15 protein-coding genes are annotated in these 18,633 nt (G+C 73.3%); 7 read left to right on the top strand and 8 right to left on the bottom strand.

Translation table 11 applies throughout. The features are described from left to right. Nucleotides 1-82: 82 nt before the first annotated feature. The 3 genes from U5C87_RS02455 to U5C87_RS02445 all read left to right on the top strand — a co-directional run bounded on the left by U5C87_RS02455 (nucleotide 83) and on the right by U5C87_RS02445 (nucleotide 7,915). Nucleotides 83-532, top strand: a complete 450-nt coding sequence (locus U5C87_RS02455) for a universal stress protein (RefSeq protein WP_330475057.1) — start codon at nucleotides 83-85, stop codon at nucleotides 530-532. A gap of 139 nt (nucleotides 533-671) precedes the next feature. Next, on the top strand, nucleotides 672-5,603 hold the full coding sequence (locus tag U5C87_RS02450; protein WP_330475056.1) for an ATP-dependent helicase: 4,932 nt from the start codon (nucleotides 672-674) through the stop codon (nucleotides 5,601-5,603). 209 nt (nucleotides 5,604-5,812) lie between these two features. Beyond that, complete coding sequence (locus U5C87_RS02445) at nucleotides 5,813-7,915, top strand: multicopper oxidase family protein (RefSeq protein WP_330475055.1); 2,103 nt, start codon at nucleotides 5,813-5,815, stop codon at nucleotides 7,913-7,915. Here U5C87_RS02445 and U5C87_RS02440 read toward each other — a convergent pair. From U5C87_RS02440 to U5C87_RS02425, 4 genes are all read right to left on the bottom strand, one after another. Beyond that, on the bottom strand, nucleotides 7,907-8,791 hold the full coding sequence (locus U5C87_RS02440; RefSeq protein ID WP_330475054.1) for a hypothetical protein: 885 nt from the start codon (nucleotides 8,789-8,791) through the stop codon (nucleotides 7,907-7,909). The two genes, U5C87_RS02445 and U5C87_RS02440, sit on opposite strands and share 9 nt — an antisense overlap. A 73-nt stretch (nucleotides 8,792-8,864) precedes the next feature. Beyond that, nucleotides 8,865-10,133: an extracellular catalytic domain type 1 short-chain-length polyhydroxyalkanoate depolymerase gene (locus U5C87_RS02435; protein ID WP_330475053.1), complete on the bottom strand. Its 1,269-nt coding sequence runs from the start codon at nucleotides 10,131-10,133 to the stop codon at nucleotides 8,865-8,867. A 367-nt stretch (nucleotides 10,134-10,500) separates the two neighbouring features. Next, on the bottom strand, nucleotides 10,501-11,271 hold the full coding sequence (locus U5C87_RS02430; protein ID WP_330475052.1) for a hypothetical protein: 771 nt from the start codon (nucleotides 11,269-11,271) through the stop codon (nucleotides 10,501-10,503). After that, nucleotides 11,268-12,023: a glycosyltransferase family A protein gene (locus U5C87_RS02425; RefSeq protein ID WP_330475051.1), complete on the bottom strand. Its 756-nt coding sequence runs from the start codon at nucleotides 12,021-12,023 to the stop codon at nucleotides 11,268-11,270. The genes U5C87_RS02430 and U5C87_RS02425 overlap by 4 nt, the downstream gene beginning before the upstream one ends. Before the next feature lie 82 nt (nucleotides 12,024-12,105). Between U5C87_RS02425 and U5C87_RS02420 the strand changes: the two genes are divergently transcribed. The 4 genes from U5C87_RS02420 (at nucleotide 12,106) to U5C87_RS02405 (ending at nucleotide 14,474) form a co-directional block, all read left to right on the top strand. Further along, nucleotides 12,106-12,975: an Fpg/Nei family DNA glycosylase gene (locus U5C87_RS02420; RefSeq protein WP_330475050.1), complete on the top strand. Its 870-nt coding sequence runs from the start codon at nucleotides 12,106-12,108 to the stop codon at nucleotides 12,973-12,975. A gap of 67 nt (nucleotides 12,976-13,042) precedes the next feature. Further along, on the top strand, nucleotides 13,043-13,468 hold the full coding sequence (locus U5C87_RS02415; protein ID WP_330475049.1) for a VOC family protein: 426 nt from the start codon (nucleotides 13,043-13,045) through the stop codon (nucleotides 13,466-13,468). A 105-nt stretch (nucleotides 13,469-13,573) separates the two neighbouring features. Continuing rightward, entirely contained in the window at nucleotides 13,574-13,786 is a 213-nt protein-coding gene (locus U5C87_RS02410) for a PF20097 family protein (RefSeq protein ID WP_330475048.1), read from the top strand. 94 nt (nucleotides 13,787-13,880) lie between these two features. Further along, the gene (locus U5C87_RS02405) at nucleotides 13,881-14,474 is read left to right on the top strand and encodes a YdeI/OmpD-associated family protein (RefSeq protein WP_330475047.1); all 594 of its coding nucleotides are present in this window, start codon (nucleotides 13,881-13,883) and stop codon (nucleotides 14,472-14,474) included. 49 nt (nucleotides 14,475-14,523) lie between these two features. Here the strand turns inward: U5C87_RS02405 and U5C87_RS02400 are convergent, their stop codons facing one another. From U5C87_RS02400 to U5C87_RS02385, 4 genes are all read right to left on the bottom strand, one after another. Beyond that, a complete protein-coding gene (locus tag U5C87_RS02400) occupies nucleotides 14,524-15,450 on the bottom strand; it encodes a carbohydrate kinase family protein (protein ID WP_330475046.1) in 927 nt (308 codons plus the stop codon). Nucleotides 15,451-15,466: 16 nt separating this feature from the next. Further along, nucleotides 15,467-16,720, bottom strand: coding sequence for a hypothetical protein (locus tag U5C87_RS02395; RefSeq protein WP_330475045.1), 1,254 nt, complete (start codon nucleotides 16,718-16,720; stop codon nucleotides 15,467-15,469). 76 nt (nucleotides 16,721-16,796) lie between these two features. Then, complete coding sequence (locus U5C87_RS02390) at nucleotides 16,797-17,987, bottom strand: SGNH/GDSL hydrolase family protein (RefSeq protein WP_330475044.1); 1,191 nt, start codon at nucleotides 17,985-17,987, stop codon at nucleotides 16,797-16,799. After that, nucleotides 17,984-18,553 (bottom strand): TetR/AcrR family transcriptional regulator, encoded by a 570-nt coding sequence (locus U5C87_RS02385; RefSeq protein WP_330475043.1) that lies wholly within the window; start codon nucleotides 18,551-18,553, stop codon nucleotides 17,984-17,986. The genes U5C87_RS02390 and U5C87_RS02385 overlap by 4 nt, the downstream gene beginning before the upstream one ends. Between the last annotated feature and the right edge of the window lie 80 nt (nucleotides 18,554-18,633).

The raw sequence follows: 18,633 nt of genomic DNA, 5'->3' as shown, positions 1-18,633 counted from the left end.
CGCGGACATGCGGGACCAAAGGCCCTGCCCGTGACGCCCGCCCCACGACAGGCTGGGGTGACAGAGGGAGAGGTGGAAGGCCATGGGTGGGGTCGCGGGCGAGGAGCGCGCGGCACCGGGACGCATCGTCGTGGGGGTCGACGGCTCCGGGTCGTCGAAGCAGGCGTTGCGCTGGGCCGCGCGGCTCGCCGCGGCCGACGGGAGCCACATCGAGGCGGTCACGGCGTGGGACTACCCGCAGTCCTTCAACGCGCCGGTGGACGTCAGCTGGCGTCCTGACGTGGACGCCGACACCGTGCTGAGGGAGACGCTGGACGAGGTGTTCGGCGACGACCGGCCGGAGGGGCTCCAGCCGGAGGTGGTGCACGGCTCCGCCCGGACCGTGCTCATCGAGGCCAGCCGGGGCGCCTCGCTCCTCGTGGTGGGCAGTCGCGGGCACGGCGGTTTCGCCGGGCTGCTGCTCGGGTCGGTGAGCTCGGCGTGCTCGGAGCACGCGCACTGCCCCGTGCTCGTCTTCCACGACCGCGACTGACGCCGTCCCGGGCAGGGCGGGGAGGGCCTGCCCGGGACGACGCCGGCGGACGCTGCTGGGGACGTCGCTAGTGACCTCGCCGGGGACGTCGCTGTGGCCTCACTGGGGGATGTCGGTGCGGGATGGCAGGCTGACCTCGATGGCGAAGGGCAAGCGGGCCGACGTGCTCGACCGATTCTCTCCGGCGACCGCCGAGTGGTTCCGGAGCAGCTTCAGCGCGCCCACCACCGCCCAGGCAGGCGCCTGGGACGCGATCAGCTCCGGCCACCACACCGTCGTCGTCGCGCCCACCGGCTCGGGCAAGACGCTCTCGGCCTTCCTCTGGGCCATCGACCGGATGGCGAGCGAGCCGGTGCCCGAGGAGCGGCTCGAGCGGTGCCGCGTGCTCTACATCTCGCCGATGAAGGCGCTCGCGGTCGACGTCGAGCGCAACCTGCGCGCCCCGCTCGTCGGCATCGGCCACGCCGCCACCCGGCTCGAGCTGCCGCCCCCCGACATCAGCGTCAGCGTCCGCTCGGGCGACACCCCGGCCAACGAGCGCCGCGCCTTCGCCCGCACGCCCACCGACATCCTCATCACGACGCCCGAGTCGCTCTTCCTCATGCTCACCTCGTCGGTGCGCGAGGCGCTCAAGGGCGTCGAGACCGTCATCCTCGACGAGGTCCACGCCGTCGCCGGCACCAAGCGCGGCGCACACCTCGCGCTCAGCCTCGAGCGGCTCGACGCCCTGCTGCCCAAGCCCGCCCAGCGCGTCGGACTGTCGGCGACCGTGCGCCCGGTCGAGGAGGTCGCGCGCTACCTCGCCGGCGGCCGTCCGGTCGAGATCGTGCAGCCCGAGTCGACCAAGCAGTGGGACCTCGACGTCGTCGTGCCCGTCCCCGACATGGGCGAGCTCGGCAGCGCGCCGGCCGAGATCTCGCCGGGGGTGCCCGACCTGTCGGGCCCCGCAGCGGGGCAGGCGCCGCAGGCGAGCATCTGGCCGCACGTCGAGGAGCGCATCGTCGACCTCATCGCCGACCACCGCTCGACCCTCGTCTTCGCCAACTCGCGCCGTCTCGCCGAGCGGCTGACCTCGCGGCTCAACGAGATCTGGGAGGAGCGGCTCGCCGAGGAGGAGGGGCTGCCCGTCCCCAGTCTCGCTGCCCTCTCGACCCAGCCACCCGCGCAGGTCATGGCGCAGGCCGGGTCCTCGCGCGGCGCGCCGGCCGTGCTCGCCCGTGCCCACCACGGCTCGGTCAGCAAGGAGCACCGCGCCACCATCGAGGAGGACCTCAAGGCCGGGCGACTGCCCGCCGTCGTCGCGACGAGCAGCCTCGAGCTCGGCATCGACATGGGCGCCGTCGACCTCGTCATCCAGGTCGAGAGCCCGCCGTCGGTCGCGAGCGGTCTCCAGCGCGTCGGCCGCGCCGGCCACCAGGTCGGGGCCGTCAGCCAGGGCGTGCTCTTCCCCAAGTTCCGCGGCGACCTCGTGCAGACCGCCGTCGTCGTCGAGCGCATGCGCGCCGGGGCCATCGAGTCCCTCCGCATCCCCGCCAACCCCGTCGACGTGCTGGCCCAGCAGGTCGTCGCCATGTGCGCGATGGACGACTGGTCCGTCGCCGACGTCGAGGCTCTCGTGCACCGGTCGGCGAGCTTCGCCTCGCTGCCGCGCTCGGTCCTCGAGGCCACCCTCGACATGCTCGCGGGCCGCTACCCGTCCGACGAGTTCGCCGAGCTGCGCCCCCGCATCGTCTGGGACCGCGTCACCGACACGCTCTCCGGCCGCCGTGGCGCCCAGCGCCTCGCCGTGACGAGCGGCGGCACCATCCCCGACCGGGGGCTGTATGCCGTGTTCCTCGCCTCCGGTGAGGGGCCCGGTCGCCGGGTCGGTGAGCTCGACGAGGAGATGGTGTACGAGTCACGCGTCGGCGACGTCTTCACCCTCGGCACGTCGACGTGGCGCATCGAGGACATCACCCACGACCGCGTGCTCGTCACCCCGGCGCCGGGGCAGGCGGGCAAGCTGCCGTTCTGGAAGGGCGACCAGCAGGGGCGCCCCGCCGAGCTCGGTCGTGCCCTCGGCGGGTTCGTCCGCGAGATCGTCGGCCTGACCCCCGAACGGGCCCGGGCCCGGGTCACCGCGGCCGGCCTCGACGAGTGGGCCGCCGACAACCTCATCAGCTACCTCACCGAGCAGAAGGAGGCGACCCGGCACGTCCCCGACGACCGCACCATCGTCGTCGAGCGCTTCCGCGACGAGATCGGTGACTGGCGCGTGGCCGTCCTCTCGCCCTTCGGTGGCCAGGTGCACGCGCCGTGGGCGCTCTGCGTCGCGGCCCGCATGCGCGAGCGGTTCGGCATCGACGTCCAGGCCATGCACGGCGACGACGGCATCGTCTTCCGCCTGCCCGACCTCGAGTTCGAGGACGGTGCGGCCATCGGCCAGCAGCTCGTCGAGCTCGTCACCCTCGAGCCCGAGGAGGTCAGCGAGCTCGTCACCCAGGAGATCGGCGGATCCGCCCTGTTCGCAGCGCGGTTCAGGGAGTGCGCGGCCCGGGCCCTGCTGCTGCCGCGCCGCCGGCCCGACAAGCGCCAGCCGCTCTGGCAGCAGCGCCAGCGCGCCGCGCAGCTGCTCGAGGTCGCCAGCCAGTACCCGTCGTTCCCGATCGTCCTCGAGGCCGTGCGCGAGTGCGTCCAGGACGTCTTCGACGTGCCGGGCCTCGTCGAGCTCATGGGCGACATCCGCTCACGTGCCGTCAAGGTCGTCGACGTCGAGTCGAGCCAGCCGAGCCCCTTCGCCAAGTCCCTCGTCTTCGGCTACGTCGCGCAGTACCTCTACGAGGGCGACTCGCCGCTCGCCGAGCGTCGGGCCGCCGCCCTCGCGCTCGACCCGTCGCTGCTGTCCGAGCTGCTCGGCCAGGGTGAGGCGCTCGCGCTGCGCGACCTGCTCGACCCCGAGGCCGTGGCCCGCACCGAGGCCGAGCTGCAGCGGCTGACGCCCGAGCGCGGGGCGCGTGACGCCGAGGACGTCGCCGACCTGCTGCGCGTGCTCGGCCCGCTCTCGGTGCGTGACGTCGTGGCCCGCGCGGCCGAGGGCTTCGAGCCGGCGGCCGTCGAGACCGCTTTGAAGGAGCTCGAGGCCGCACGCCGGGTCATCGCCGTGCGCGTCGGGGGCGAGGACCGCTGGGCCGCCATCGAGGACGCCGCCCGCCTGCGCGACGCGCTCGGCACGTCGCTGCCCGTCGGGGTGCCGCAGGCCTTCCTCGAGCCGGTGCCCGACCCGCTCGCCGACCTCGTCGCGCGCTTCGCCCGCACGCACGGGCCGTTCGCGGTGCAGACCGTCGCCGCGTGGTGGGGCCTCGGTCCCGCCGTCGTCCACGACGCCCTGCGCCGGCTCGTGTCGTCCGGGCGGGTCGTCGAGGGCGAGCTGCTGCCCACCGAGAACGGCGGCGGCCACGGTCCCGAGTTCTGCGACGCGGAGGTGCTGCGCCTGCTGCGACGCCGCTCGCTCGCCGCGCTGCGCCACGAGGTCGAGCCCGTCGACCAGGCCGACCTCGCGCGCTTCCTGCCGCAGTGGCAGGGCGTCGGTGGCGGCCTGCGCGGACGCGAGGGCCTGCTCCGCGCGGTCGAGCAGCTGACCGGAGCCGAGGTTCCGGCGAGCGCGCTCGAGTCGCTCGTCCTGCCCGCGCGCGTCGCCGACTACCGCCCCGCGCTGCTCGACGAGGTGATGAGCTCGGGCGAGGTGGTCTGGCGCGGCCACGGCTCGCTGCCCGGTGACGACGGCTGGGTCAGCCTGCACCTCGCCGACGCCGCGCACCTGACGCTCACCCCGCCCGAGGTCGTGGAGCTGACCGACGACGAGCAGGCCGTGCTCGACGCGCTCGAGGGTGGGGGCGCCTACTTCTTCCGCGCCCTCTCGACCCGGGTGGGCCTCGGCGACAGCGAGCTCAACGACGCCCTGTGGTCGCTGCTGTGGTCGGGCCGCATCACCAACGACACCATCGCGCCGCTGCGGGCGCTGCTCGCCGGCGGCCGCACCGCGCACAAGCGCACGACGAGCGGTCCTCGCTCGACGAGGTATGCCGGCCGGCGCGGTTCGCTCGGCCGCTTCGGCTCCCTGCGTGGCCCCCTCGCCGGCACGAGCCCCACCCAGGTCGAGGCGGCCGAGGAGGCCGCCACCGGCAAGGCGCTCGCCGCCGGACGGGCCGTCGGGTCCGGACCCTCGACCGGGGTCGGACGATGGACCGCGCTCCCGCCCGCCGAGACCGACCCGACGGTGCGCGCCGTCACCAATGCCGAGCTGCTCCTCGATCGCTACGGCGTGCTGACCCGCGGGTCGGTCGTCACCGAGGACGTGCCCGGTGGCTTCGCCGCCGTCTACCGCGTGCTCGCCGCCGCCGAGGAGGCCGGCAAGGTGCGCCGCGGTTACTTCGTCGAGGGGCTGGGCGCCTCGCAGTTCGCCTCGACCGGCGCCGTCGACCGGCTGCGGTCGATGTCACGCCTCCCGGGTGGCGACGACGCCGGAGCCGGCGGGCGGCGCGTCGATGCCGCCGACGGCGACGAGTGGCTGGCGCCCTCGCCCTCCGGCGGTCCGGGGCAAGGCGGTCCCGGGCGAGGCGGCCAGCGAGGCCGCGAACGCACAGGACCTCCCGCGCTGGTGCTCGCCGCCAGCGACCCCGCCAACCCCTATGGCGCCTCCATCGGCTGGCCCGAGCGGGGACTCACCGACGCGGCCGCCGACGAGCCGGCTGCGGCCAAGGACGGCGACGACGATGCAGCCCCCAGGGCCGCGCGCCGCAAGGGCCACCAGCCGGGCCGCAAGGCCGGAGCGCTCGTCGTCCTCGTCGACGGAGAGCTCGTGCTCTACGTCGAGCGGGGTGGCAAGACGATGCTCTGCTGGTCCGACGACCCCGAGCGCCTGCAGGCCGCGGCCGATGCCCTGGCTCTCGCCGTCCGCGAGGGCGCCCTCGGCCGGCTCACCGTCGAGAAGGCGGACGGCGCCTCGGTGCTCGGCTCGGACCACCCGCTCGTGCAGGCGCTGTCTCAGGCGGGCTTCCACATGACCCCACGCGGGCTGCGACTGCGCCGCTGACCCGCCGCCCGCGGCCGCCCCAAAAAGCACGAATCATGTTGACAATGTGGCGAATTAGGGGCAACGCAAGCATCGGCTGAGCTCGCAGCAGTCGCCCATTCTTCGCTCAGGAACTCGCTCGCGGTGTCACTCTGGCAGGAGGAGCAAGAGGCAGAAGGCGTGAGCGGGGGTGCGCCGACAGCCAGTGGTGACGAGGCTGGGTGGTGGCCATGAGCAGGGATCGTGGTGGCGTTGAGGGCCGGCCGCTGAGCCGGCGGACCTTCATCAGGGCAGCGGGTGTGGCCGGCGCAGGTTTCGTGCTCTACGCCTACGCGCCGGGTGGCGCGACGCGGGCGGTGGCCGCCATCCCGGGTGGCACCCTCGATCCTCTGGCGGTGCCGAAGTTCGTGACGCCGATGCTCGTGCCGCCGGTGATGCCGCGCGCCGGCACCATCAGGCGCAAGGGCGGCAAGCCGGTCGACTACTACGAGATCTCGGTCCGGCAGCTGTCTCAACAGATCCTGCCCGTGGGGCTGCCTGCCACGACGGTGTGGGGCTACGGCGCCGTACAGTCAGCGAGCAGGCGTGGGCTGCGGGTGCACCACGCGCCCTCGCTCACGATCGAGGCGAGATGGAAGCGCCCGGTGCGGGTGAAGTGGGTCAACGACCTGGTGGACCGCTCCGGGAACTACCTGCCTCACCTGCTGCCCGTCGACCCGACGCTGCACTGGGCCAACCCCCCGGGCGGTGATGACGGGCGGGACAGCCGGCCCACCTTCGCAGCCACTCCGGACGCCTACACCGGGCCCGTGCCTCTGGTGACACACGTGCACGGCGCCGTCGGCGTCGGTGACGAGAGCGACGGCTACGCCGAGGCGTGGTTCCTCCCGGCGGCGAGGAACGTTCCGCCGGGCTACGCGACCGAGGGCACGTGGCACTCGTTCTTCAGGGGGAAGGCCTCCAGCGCCCTCGGCCTCGAGTGGGGTCCTGGTTTCGTCACCTTCGAGTATCCGAACGACCAGCGGGCGTCGACGCTCTGGTACCACGACCACACCCTCGGGATGACCCGTCTCAACGTGTATGCGGGGCCTGCTGGCTTCTTCCTCGTCAGAGGAGGTCCCCAGGGGGACCGGGCGATTCGTGACAGCCGTTCGGGAGAGATGGCCGTGCTGCCCGGACCGGCACCGAAGGAGGGGGACACGTTCCCGTCCCGCAAGACCTACTTCGAGCTCCCGATCGTGATCCAGGACCGTGCCTTCAACGAGGACGGCTCGCTCTTCTACCCCAACAGCCGTGAGTTCTTCGACGGCGCCACGGCGCAGAACCCGGGCTTCGTACCGGCCACGGACCTCTCGCCGATCTGGAACCCCGAGTTCTTCGGCAACGCGATCATGGTGAACGGCAACACGTGGCCCTTCCAGGTGGTCCAGCAGCGTCGGTACCGGCTGCGCCTGCTCAACGGCTGCCAAGCCCGCTTCCTCGTCCTCGACTTCAGCCGGATCCCGGGAGCGCAGGTCTGGGCGATCGGCAACGAGGGCGGCTTCCTGGCCGCGCCGGTGGACCTCACGGCGACCAACGGCAGCCGGCTCCTCATGGCTCCTGCCGAGCGCGCAGACCTGGTCGTCGACTTCACGAACGTCCCCGAGGGCAGCTACGTCCTCGGCAACGAGGGACCCGACGAGCCCTTCGGTGGTGGCGAGCCCGGTTCGGACTTCGAGGGCGCCGACCCGCGCACCACGGGGCAGGTGCTGCAGTTCCGCGTCGTCGCTCCGGTCTCCCCGGACCCCTCGACGCCGCCGCAGTTCCTCGTCCTCCCGCCGCCGCCGAGTCTGCCCGCTCGGACGCGGACCAGACGGCTGGCGCTCATCGAGATGATGTCGTCGGCCTGGGACGGCCCGGCCGAGGCGATGCTCGGCGAGCTCGATGCGGACGGCCACCCCGTGCACCGGATGTGGATGGACGAGGTCACCGAGAACCCCTCGGTCGGCGACACGGAGGTGTGGGAGGTCTACAACTTCACTGCTGACGCCCACCCGATCCACATCCATGAGACGACGTTCCAAGTCGCCGACCGTCAGGCCCTGGTCACCAACGAGGACGGCGAGGCGGAGGCCCCGGCGCGTCTCGCCGGGGAGCCGCGGCCTCCGGAGGGGTGGGAGACCGGCTACAAGGACACCGTGATCGCCTATCCCGGCGAAGTCACCAGGGTGCGTGCCCGCTTCACGAGGGCCGGCCAGTACACGTGGCACTGCCACATCGTCGAGCACGAGGACAACGAGATGATGCGGCCCTACCGGATCGGCCCCGCACAAGCCGGGCAGCCGTCAGGCTGACCCGAACGCGTCGCCGTCGGTCATCGTCACGGCGCTGGGCGTCGACGGTCCCCACTCGAGGGACGCGCGCGTGCCGAGGTGCTCCCGCAGGGCCGGCTGCACGGCATACCACCCGATGAGGTCCGCGAGCGCGTCCGGGCGCAGCCAGAGGTAGGCGACGGGCACCGGCACCCGCCCCGGGAGCGGCTGGTCGGTCACGTCGAGCGGCACGTCCACGGGGAAGCTGCGCTCCTCGGAAGCGCCGGCCAGGCCGTGCGCGAGGTCGTCGGGCCGGCCTCGCAGGGCCTGCCACGGCACGCGCGCAGTCCGGACGCCCCACCGCAGCTCGACGGCCGCCGGGGTGAGGTAGACGCCTCCGGCCGCGACCCGACTGAGCACGAAGGGCGCAAGCCTCGAGCACGACACGAGCGCGAGCAGTCCGAAGAGGCTGGCGACCCACGGCACCGACGCCGTGACCACGACCATGAGGACGCACCAGGCCGGGGCGACGAGGGCGAGCGCGAACGGCGTCACGAGCGACGCGCGGGATCGCAGCACCGCGGTGGCCGCGACCCCGGACGGCGCATCGGCGACGACGAGTCGCCCGGGGCGACGCGTGCTCCACCACCACCGCGACACCGCCTCGAGCACCCACGCGACCGCCCCGGCCACGGTCATCCCGAACGCGCCGACGACGAGCGCGCGCAGCCAGAGTGGCTCGCCCTCGGACACCAGGAGCACGACGACGAGGACCCCGGTGAACGCCGCGAGCAGGACGAGCTCGACGAGCAGGAGGACGAGGTAGGTGCCCGCCCGCTCCCGGTCGAGCATCCGGCGGATGATGACCGGGCCGTTGCGGGCGCCCCACGCACCGGCCGAGGCGTAGCCGCCGATCATGGCGCCAGGGCGTGGGCGGTGCGCATCCCGCGATGCTAGCCGCGCGCACGCCCCGGACGGATCGGTCGGTGGGTCAGCACTTCTCCCAGTAGCCGGGCGAGGACTGCTTGAGCGTCGCGGTGTAGAAGGTGTTGTAGAGCCCGAGGTTCTGGTTGGAGCCGAGGGCGTACGCGTAGCCGCCCGACTGGTAGGCGCGGCCGGCCACGACGTGGGCGTAGTTGCTCGACGTGATGCAGGTCGGTGCCGTCGTCGTGGTGGTCGTCGTCGGCGAGGAGGTGGTCGAGGTCGTCGACGTGGTGGGCGGGGGCGTCGACGTCGTCGTGGTGGGAGGCGGCGTGTCGCCCCCGTCCAGGCCGAAGAACTGGACGTCGTAGTAGGCCGCGCACACGGTGTCGATGAAGTAGGCGCCGGCCGTGCCGCACTGGTTCGAGGCCGTGCCCGGGTCGACGGCGGTGCCGTGCCCCATCCCGGCGATCTTCGTCAGCCGCACCTGGCCGCCGTAGTCCTCCCAGGTGACGCCGGATGCGATGGTGCCCGTCGAGGTCGGGGTCTGCGACACGCCGTCGACGTTCGTGAACTGATCGCGCAGCTCGACGCCGTTCATCGGCGCGACCGTCGTGTCGGACTGGCCCTGCCAGATGGCCACCTTCGGTCGGGGACCCGAGTAGCCGGCATACGCCCCCCGCACGAGGTCACCCCACGCCGAGGGGGTCTTGTCGACGCCAGGGTTCATGCACGAGAAGGCGGCGGTGCTCGACGTGGCACAGCGGTAGGGCAGGCCCGCGTTGATCGAGCCACCGGCGAACGTGTCGGGGTAGGTGGCGAGCATGACGCCCGTCATGGCCGCGCCGGCGGACAGGCCGCTGACGTAGACGCGGCGGGCGTCGCTGCCGTAGTTCGTCGTCGCGTAGTCGACCATCTGGGCGATGCTCGCGGCCTCGCCCTGGCCGCGGGCGGTGTCGCCGGGCTCGAACCAGTTGAAGCACTTGCTCGAGTTGTTGCCGCTGCTCTGCTGGGCGAGGACGAGCGCGAAGCCGTGCCGGTCGGCGAACGTGCGCCAGCCCGAGTTCGTGAAGTACGTCGTCGCGTCCTGCGTGCAGCCGTGCAGCAGGACGACGACCGGTGCGCCAGAAGGCAGCCCGTCGGGACGGTAGCCGTACATCGCCAGCGCGCCGGGGTTGCTGCCGAAGCTCGTGACCTGCTGGAGGGTCGCGGCCTGCGCGGGTGGCGGCGCGGTCACGAGGAACGCGGTCGCCGCGGCGAGCGCCAGGGCCAGCACCATGCCGACCGCGCGGGCCGCCCTCGCGGGCACGGCCAGGGTGAGTGTGCGGGTGGACGTCATCGTCGCCTCCGGTCCTGGGCAACGCCGTCCGTGCCCGTTTCGTCACGATTGCACCGGTCGGCCGCCCGGGGCGTGGGTGCTCCCGCCAGCGCCTCGACGCGACGGTGGTGCGCGGGGCCATTGCGCCGGCGCGCGATCGGGTCAGAGGCGCTCGGCGTTGGCGCTCGGCGTCACGGCGCCGCGCGTGTCGAGGAAGCGTCGGGAGCGGGCGGCGAGCGCGTCGACGTCGTAGCCCCGGTGGCGCTGCAGCAGCACGACGATGTCGGCGCCGGCGACGGCGGCCTCGAGGTCCGGGACGGCGGTGGCGGACGAGCTGGGTCGCGGCCTCCAGCCGCTGGGACCGCAGGAGCCGGTAGGGGACCATCGTTCAGAGGTCCGGGTCGACCTCGGCGCGGGTGCGGGCGGCCTCGGCGCGAAGCACCCGGGACGCGCGGCGCACCGCGTGGGCGTCGGTGAGCGACCCGCGCAGCTGGCTCGCCGCGGTGCGCATGACGAGCGCGGCGACCTCGTGAGCGCCGACGGTGGGGGAGTCGTCGCCCCACGTGCGCAGCAGGGTGGTGCCGGCGCGGTCGAGGACGACCCGCGTGCCCGGCTCGGCCAGTAGCGCGTGCGCCTTGGTGTCGACGCGGGCGAAGGCCGGGGCGCCGAGTCGGGCCGGGAGCAGCTCCGGGAGTGCACGGCGTCCGACGCGCAGGCCCTCCTGCGACACGCGCAGCGCGACCCGGCGGTGCCGGGGGGCGCCGGCGGCGACGCGCGACTCGATCCACCCGATCGACGTCGGCAGCAGCTCGACGCGGTGCGTCTCCGTGAGCTTGCGCAGCTGGTGCTGGAGCCGTCCGCGATAGTGCAGGACGCGTATGCCGTGTCCGTTGCGGGCGAGGAAGGCGAGCATGCGTGCGTGCTCGTTCACCGACCCGGCACTGCCCGCCACGACGACGAGGGCCCGGGGCCCCGACGGCGGGCCGTGGAAGAGCGCGAACCCCTCCGCGGCCCCGCTGAGCCCCGTCGTGGTCAGGGAGGTGACGCCCGCCACGTGGGCCGCGCGCAGCACGGACTCGACGTGGTCGCGTCCGCGCGGGTGGTGGTCGGCGAGGCGCCGCAGGTCCTCGACCTCCGCGGCGACGAGGGCGTTCGTCACGGCGCTGCGGTCGGCGGGTCGGCCTGCGTCCCGACGGTGAGGGCGGTGAGGACGGCGAGGCGGGATTGGACGGCGTGGTCGCCGTCGGCGTCAGGGTGTCCGGGCTGCGGGAGGTCGTGGCCGGTCGCGAGCGGGCCGGGCGTCAGGTCCAGCCCGGCGAACTGGAGGTCGAAGCGGCTGAAGAGATGGCCGTGCAGGACGGTGTCCTCTGCGCCGCAGACCCCCTCGACGAACGGGGTGTCCACGAGCCACCGGGTCGGGTAGAGCCGGCTGCCCCGACCCCGCAGGGCCGCGGCGGCCAGGTGGGGGCGCACGTGCGCGGTCGCGGGCGTGGGGACGGGCGGGTGGACAGGCGCTGGGACGGCCACGGCGCGGGTGTCGGCGGCGGGCGCGGTGGCCACGGCGACGCGCTCGGGGTGGCGGACGGCATACAACGCCTCGAGGTGCTGGGGAGCAAGGGTCTGCGCCGCGTCGACTAACGTCGTCCACGCGGCCCGGGCGAGTGAGACGCCGACGTTGCGGGCGGCGGCGGACGACGCGGCGACGGCGTCCACGAGCTCGACCTCGTGGCCGGCCAGGGGGCCGCGGCAGGCCCGCTCGACGGCGTCCCGGGCGGCATCACCCGGCCCGTGGACCACGACGACGACCTCGAAGCGATCGGCCGGGAGGGTCTGGGCAGCCAGCGACCCGAGGCACGCGGCCACGCGGTCGCTGGAGCCGGGAACGGACACCACGACAGTCAGGTCACGCACCCGGCGAAGGTAGCCGGGGCATGTGAATAGGCTGGACGGACGCGCACCCGCGCAGGTGAACGACCGGTGATCAGGAGGTGGCGTGCCCGAGGGAGACACCGTGTGGCGCACCGCCACCCGGCTCAACGAGGCGCTCGCCGGACGCGAGATCGTCGAGTCCGACCTGCGCTGGCCCGACATCTCCACCGTCGACCTCACGGGGCGCACGACGCTCGAGGTCGTGAGCCGGGGCAAGCACGTGCTGCACCGGGTCGAGGGCGGCCTGACGCTGCACTCGCACCTGCGCATGGAGGGCCAGTGGCGTGTTGAGGCGACGGAGGGCCTGGCGCCGCGCTGGCGTCGCAACCCGCAGCTGCGGGCGCTCGTGGGTGCTGCCGACTGGACGGCGCTCGGGCTGCGGCTCGGCATGCTCGACCTCGTGCCCACCGCCCGCGAGAGCGACGTCGTGGGACACCTCGGGCCCGACGTGCTCGGCCCCGACTGGGACCTCGACCGCGCCGTCGACAACGTCGCGGGCAGCCACGTCCCGATCGGGCAGGCCCTGCTCGACCAGCGCAACCTCGCCGGCGTCGGCACGATGTGGTGCGCCGAGACCCTCTTTCTCGAGCGGGTGCCGCCGTGGACGCCGGCGGACGAGCTGGGGCGCGAGCGGGTCGAGCGGGTCGTCGCCCGGGCCCACCGCCTCATCGACAACGGACGGCGCAATGCGGTCCAGTCGAGCACCGGCAGCTACCGCCTCGACGAGGCGCACTACGTCCACGCCCGCAGTGGCCGGCCGTGCCGACGCTGCGGCACCACGGTGCGGGTGGCGATGATCGGCGAGCCGACGCGTGAGCGCACGATGTTCTACTGCCCGGGCTGCCAGGGCGGGCTCGGACCCACCGACGACGGGCGGCCGCAGGCGCCGCTGGGGTCCAACCGCGGAGCCGCCCGCTCCAGACGCTCGTACTGAAAGGGCTGTGCCTGTCGGTGGAGCGTCCTACCGTGAAGGATCCGTTTCATCCGAGAGGAGCACCGCGATGACAACCCGGCTCAACCCCTACATCAGCTTCAAGGACGACGCCCGTGCGGCGATGGAGTTCTACCAGTCGGTCTTCGGCGGGGAGCTCAACGTCTCGACCTTCGGTGAGTACGGCCAGTCCGGCCCGGGCTCCGACGGCGTCATGCACGCGCAGCTCGAGACCCCGAGCGGCTACACGATCATGGCCTCCGACACCCCGCCCGGGATGACGCACCAGGAGGGCTCGAGCATCACCGTGAGCCTCAGCGGCGACGACAGCGACGAGCTGCGCCGCTACTGGGACGGTCTCGCCGACGGCGGCACGGTCTCGGTGCCCCTCGAGAAGCAGATGTGGGGCGACGAGTTCGGCCAGCTGACCGACCGTTTCGGCATCGGCTGGCTCGTCAACATCGCCGGCGACCACTCCGCGGACGCCGCCGGCTGACATCGGCGAGGCGCCTGCGCCGTCGGTGGCACGAGGGTTACGGTCGTGCCCCGATGGCACGGCGCTGACGCCGAGGTCACCTCCGGGTCCGAAAGGATGTGCCACATGACAGCGCCCACGGCCTGTCCCTGCTGCGGTCACGGCGAGCTCACCTCCGGTGTCATCGTCGGGCGGTCACCAGGCGTGAAGTTCAAGGCCAGCCAGGGTTTTGCCGGCGACCTCACGGGAATCCTGCTGACGGACGGGTTCTTCAACCACCAGGCCTCGGCGCTTCGTTGCGAAGCTTGTGGCGCTGTCGTGGTGCTGCCCCGCTCCTGACGCCGAGACGAGTCGGGCTCGCATCCGGTCCGGAGCGATCGGGGCATGGGGCAGAACGGGCGGTCCTGACGGTGGGCGGTGGCACGATGGCCGCATGTCGGACGAGCAGGCACCTGAGGAGCTGGCCGGTCAGCCGGTCATCTCGTTCGCCAGCGTGCCCGACTGCGAGGCGTGGTTCGCCGAGCACCACGCCGACCACCGCGGCATCTGGCTCAAGATCGGGAGGAAGGGCGTGGCGCAGACCGTCACCTACCCCGAGGCTCTCGACGTCGCGCTCTGCCACGGCTGGATCGACGGGCAGAAGCGGGGCTACGACGAGACCCACTGGCTGCAGCGCTTCACCCCGCGCGGACCGCGGAGCACGTGGTCCCAGACCAACCGGGACAAGGTCGAGGCGCTGACCGAGGCCGGTCGCATGCGCCCGGCGGGGCAGGCCCAGGTCGATGCTGCCAAGGCCGACGGCCGCTGGGCGGCGGCCTATGCCGGCCAGAAGGCCGCGACCGTCCCCGACGACCTGGCTGCGGCGCTCGCGGCCGATCCGGAGGCCCAGGCGTTCTTCGAGACGCTCAGCGGCGCCAACCGCTTCGCCATCCTCTACCGCGTCCAGGAGGCGAAGAAGCCCGAGACCCGGGCCGCGCGCATCGCGAAGTTCGTGGACATGTGCCACGACCACGAGACCCTCCACTGACGGGGTGAGCCGCCGCGGCGACCTCGCGGTGGGGTCGCGACGGAGAAGGTCAGGACGTGGCTGAGCCGGAGAGCCTGTCCAGCTGACGGGCCAGCTCGTCCGCGTCGATCGGGCTCGTGTGCGTGCCGGCCACCCCGCATGCCCAGGCGCCGGCCACCGCACCGCTCCGTGCGGCTGCGTGGGCGTCGCCGCCGGCCAGCCAGGAGTGCAGGAAGCCCGACACGTAGGCGTCGCCCGCGCCGTTCGAGTCGACGACCGGTCGGCCCGGGATGTCGATGGCCGGCACCGCGAACGACCCGCCGTTGCGCACCGTGACCCGGCTGCCCTGCGCGCCGTCCATGACGATGACGAGCCGGGCCCGGCCCTGGTCGAGCACGTCGGCGACGACGTCGCCCTCGATCCCCGTCAGGCGCGAGCCCGACACGAAGACCAGGTCGGCGGCATACGCGAACGGCCGGTGGTGCGGGTTGCGCCCGTCCCAGTCGTGCAGGTCGGTCGAGGTCGTGACCCCGGCCGCGGCGGCGTCCTCGAGCGCGGCCACGGTCCACGGCATGATCGAGGCGTGCACGTGCCGCGTGTGCGCGAGCGGTCCGCGCCAGAGTGCCGGGTCGGGTGCCAGGTCGTAGGGGTGGCGCGCGTCGTAGAACGACAGCCGTCGCCCGGTGGCGTCCACGAGGTTCACCGCCCGGCGCGTGCCGCTCTCGTGGACGACGTGGTCGAAGGCGAGGCCCTCGTCCGCGAAGCGGTCGAGAAGCATCCGGCCCTCGTGGTCGTCGCCGATGACGTCGACGAGACGCGTGGCGAGGCCGAGGCGGTGGCAGCCGAGCGCGACCCCGCTGCCGGTGTGCCCGACGACCGTGTCGATCGGCGGGACGCCGTACGAGTCCGCCGGGGGAACGGGCAGCGTCTCGACGCGCACGATGGTGTCGACGCCGGCGCCGCCGACGACGAGGACGTCAGTGGTCTGCGGTGTCACCGGGCCATTCTGCACGTCAGGGACGGGTGACGCTGAGCAGCCCGAGGCACATCTCGTCGGTCGTCCCCTCACCCCACACGACGTAGCGCTCGGGCAGCCCCTTGAGGTCCGGCAGCTTGTCGCGCCAGGCCTGGTCGTGGGTGCAGCTGACCTTGATCGAGTCCCCCGGGCGGATGGCTGTGGCCGGGATCGGGACCGAACCCTGGTTGTCGAAGTCCCAGACCTTGATGTCGAGCAGCGTCCTGGCCTTGGGTGTGCCGGGGTCGAGCTCGATGCGCAGCGACGATCCGAGCAGGTGCATGTGCCCCGCGACGGCGCGGATCGTGGCCGGCGCGTCGACCTTGCGGGTGCACGACTGGGTCGGTCCCGGCGTCGGGATGACCGTGCCGTTGCAGACGAGGAGCAGCCCGTTGACGATGGGCCGTGACATCGGGCCGAAGCGCTCGGTGACGTCGGCGACGGCTGCGGAGCGGTCACACAACGGCCCGGACTTGCGTGCGCGACAAGGCAGCTCGACCGGAGCCGGGTAGAGCATGGTCTCGAGCGGCTTGAGCTTCGTCGACGACGAAAGGCGGAGCTTGACCGACGTGCGGTCGGGCGTCGTGCCGTGTCGGAGGTTGTAGTGCACCTGCATGACGAGCAGGGAGCCGCGCTGCAGGGGGATGCCGACGTCGGAGGGCAGCACGTTCTCCCGGCCGCCGGGCGCCCAGGCCCCGACCCACGGTGCATCGTCGAGGCTGGCCCCTCGCGAGCCCAGCCCGGTGCCGCCGAAGCAGGTCCAGCCGTTGCCGCCGCTCTCGGCGTCCTTCGCCCGGGCCGCCGCCGCGGCCGACGGAGGCACCCGGAAGAGGATGACGTGGTGCACCTCCTGCGGCTGCCCCGGAGCGATGTCGAAGCCGGTGACGAAGGCGTCGCGCGCGAGCTTCGGGTCGAGGACGAAGCAGCGGTAGTCGTCGGTGCCGGTCGTCGGCGCCTTGGGGGTGTAGGCGACCGGAGAGGTCACCGTGCGGATCGTCTCGCCGCCGCGCAGCGCCGCCGGCTGGGCCGGGACGACGGGCTTCGCGCCGTGGCCGGACGCGGTGGCGTCCGTGTGCCCGGCGGACCCGGTGGATGCGGTGGGCTCGGTGGCTCCCGTCGTCGCAGCGTGGCCGGCCGCGTGGCCCTCGAGCCGCGCCTGTGCCGTCGGGTTGGGCGTGCCGCAGCCGGCCGCCAGCAGCGCGAACGCTGCCAGCGCGGCGGCGACCGCGGGCACACCGCGTCGGGTCCTCATCCCGTCAGTGTAGGAACGTCGGTGCGAAGAGGAGCCGTTGTCGAGCCTTGGCCTGTAGCGCAGTGGACCTGCGGCGTCAGGACCGGTCGGCGAACGGTCCTGCGGGTGCGAAGGCATGGGCGGCGAAGCGATCGCCCACGAGCCGGTGCGTGGCGTCGTCGGGGTGCAGCCCGTCGGGCAGGGGCAGCCGGATGGCGTCGTCGGCGCCGTACAACGACAGCCCGTCGAGCAGGTGCAGGTGGGGATCAGTGGCGGACCGCTGCGCCACGACCCTGGCCATCTCCTCGCGGACCACGCCCAGCGTGAGCCGGCCGGCCGCGACGTCTGCCGGGTCTCCGGTGGCCCGGAAGCCCAGACGACCCTCGGCCAGGGCCTCGAGGTCGAAGGCCCCGGGGCCCGGAGTGTCCTCGTGGATCGCGCAGTGCAGGGGAGTGACGACGAGCAGGGGGATGTCGGGGTGTCCGTCGCGCACCGTGTCGAGCAGCCCGTGGAGTGCCGGGCCGAACGCCCGGCGACGCATGAGGTCGGCGTTGACGACGTTGATGCCCATCTTGATGCTGAGCAGGTCGGCCGACGTATCGCGGAGCACCCGACCCACCGCAGGGTCGAGCAGCGCGCTCCCGGCCAGGCCGAGGTTGACGAGGTCCACGCCGCCGAGGCGCGCCGCGAGGGCGGGCCACGTCGAGGTCGGGCGATCGGCACCGGAGCCCTGGCTGATCGAGCTGCCGTGGTGGACCCACGTGCGGCGGCCCCGGTCGCCGAGGGCCTCGACGGGAGCGTCGGTCCGCAGGTCGACGAGCTCGGTCGTCTCGAGGTGGGGGAGCCACAGCTCCACGTTCTTGTCGCGGGGGTCCAGCCCCTCGAAGCGCACCGTCGCGACCGGCCCGCGAGTGGTCTCGCTCGTGCCGGTCGCGAGGTCGATGGTGATCGTGTCGCCCTCGGTGACGCGGGCCTGGTCGACGAGGCGGCCGTCGACGATGAGGTCGAGCACGCCGTCGGGCCGCGGCGGCAGGCCGGGATAGAGGCGCTTGGTGGCCAGGACGTCGAGCTCGATCACCGTCGCGGTGCTGCGGAACGCGATCCTCGCCCCGGACGGCTGTCCCTCGGCCATGAGGAGCTGGGGGTCGGGGACCTGGGCACGCGCCCACGCGGGCAGTCGGTGCGGGACCAGACCGCGGGCGCTGGGCTCGAGCTCGGCGACGCCGCGGACGATCTCGGGCGACAGGGGGACCGACTGCAGTGGCGGCTGTGGCATGGCCTGGGTCATGGGGTGCTCCAGTGGTCGAGGAGGTGGTGCAGGCCGTCCAGGATGCGAGTCCAGGACGCCTGCGAGTCGGGGGTGCTGTGGGCGAAGCCACCGCTGAGCTCGAGGGTGGTGAAGCCGTGGAAGACGGTGCCGAGCAGGCGCACGGCGTGCGTCTCGTCGTCCGCCGAGAGCCGGTAGCCGCGCAGGACGGCGCGGGCGAGCTGGGCGTGACGCGGCCCGGCGCTCGCGGCAGCCGTCTGCGCGTCGAGGCGCAGCCGCGTCGCGTCGTAGCGCCCTGGATGCTCCGCGGCATACCCCCGGTAGGTGTCGCCGAGGGCGACGAGGGCCTCGTGCCCGCTGCGTCCCGCCACCGCGTCCGAGCCCCGGTCCGCGAGCTCGGCGAGGGCCAGCAGGGCCACTCGCTTCCGCAGGTCGTCGGTGCCGTCGACGTGCGAGTAGAGGCTGGCCGTGCGGACGCCAAGCCGACGTGCCAGCTCCGAGGCGGTCAGCCCGGCGAAGCCGATCTCGTCGGCCAGGTCCGCACCGGCGAGCACGACCTTCTCGGTCGTCAGGCCGGCGCGGGGCACGTCTGCTGCTCGCGATGGTTCGTCATGCCCCGAACCATCGCATCCCTAAATCCTTTAGGCAAATCCCATATGCATGTAGC

It is taken from the genome of Terrabacter sp. C0L_2 (assembly GCF_036352015.1).
Classification (GTDB): Bacteria; Actinomycetota; Actinomycetes; order Actinomycetales; family Dermatophilaceae; genus Terrabacter; species Terrabacter tumescens.
The sequence above is the reverse complement of the archived record's forward strand: the minus strand, read 5'-3'. Positions and strand labels throughout refer to the sequence as shown.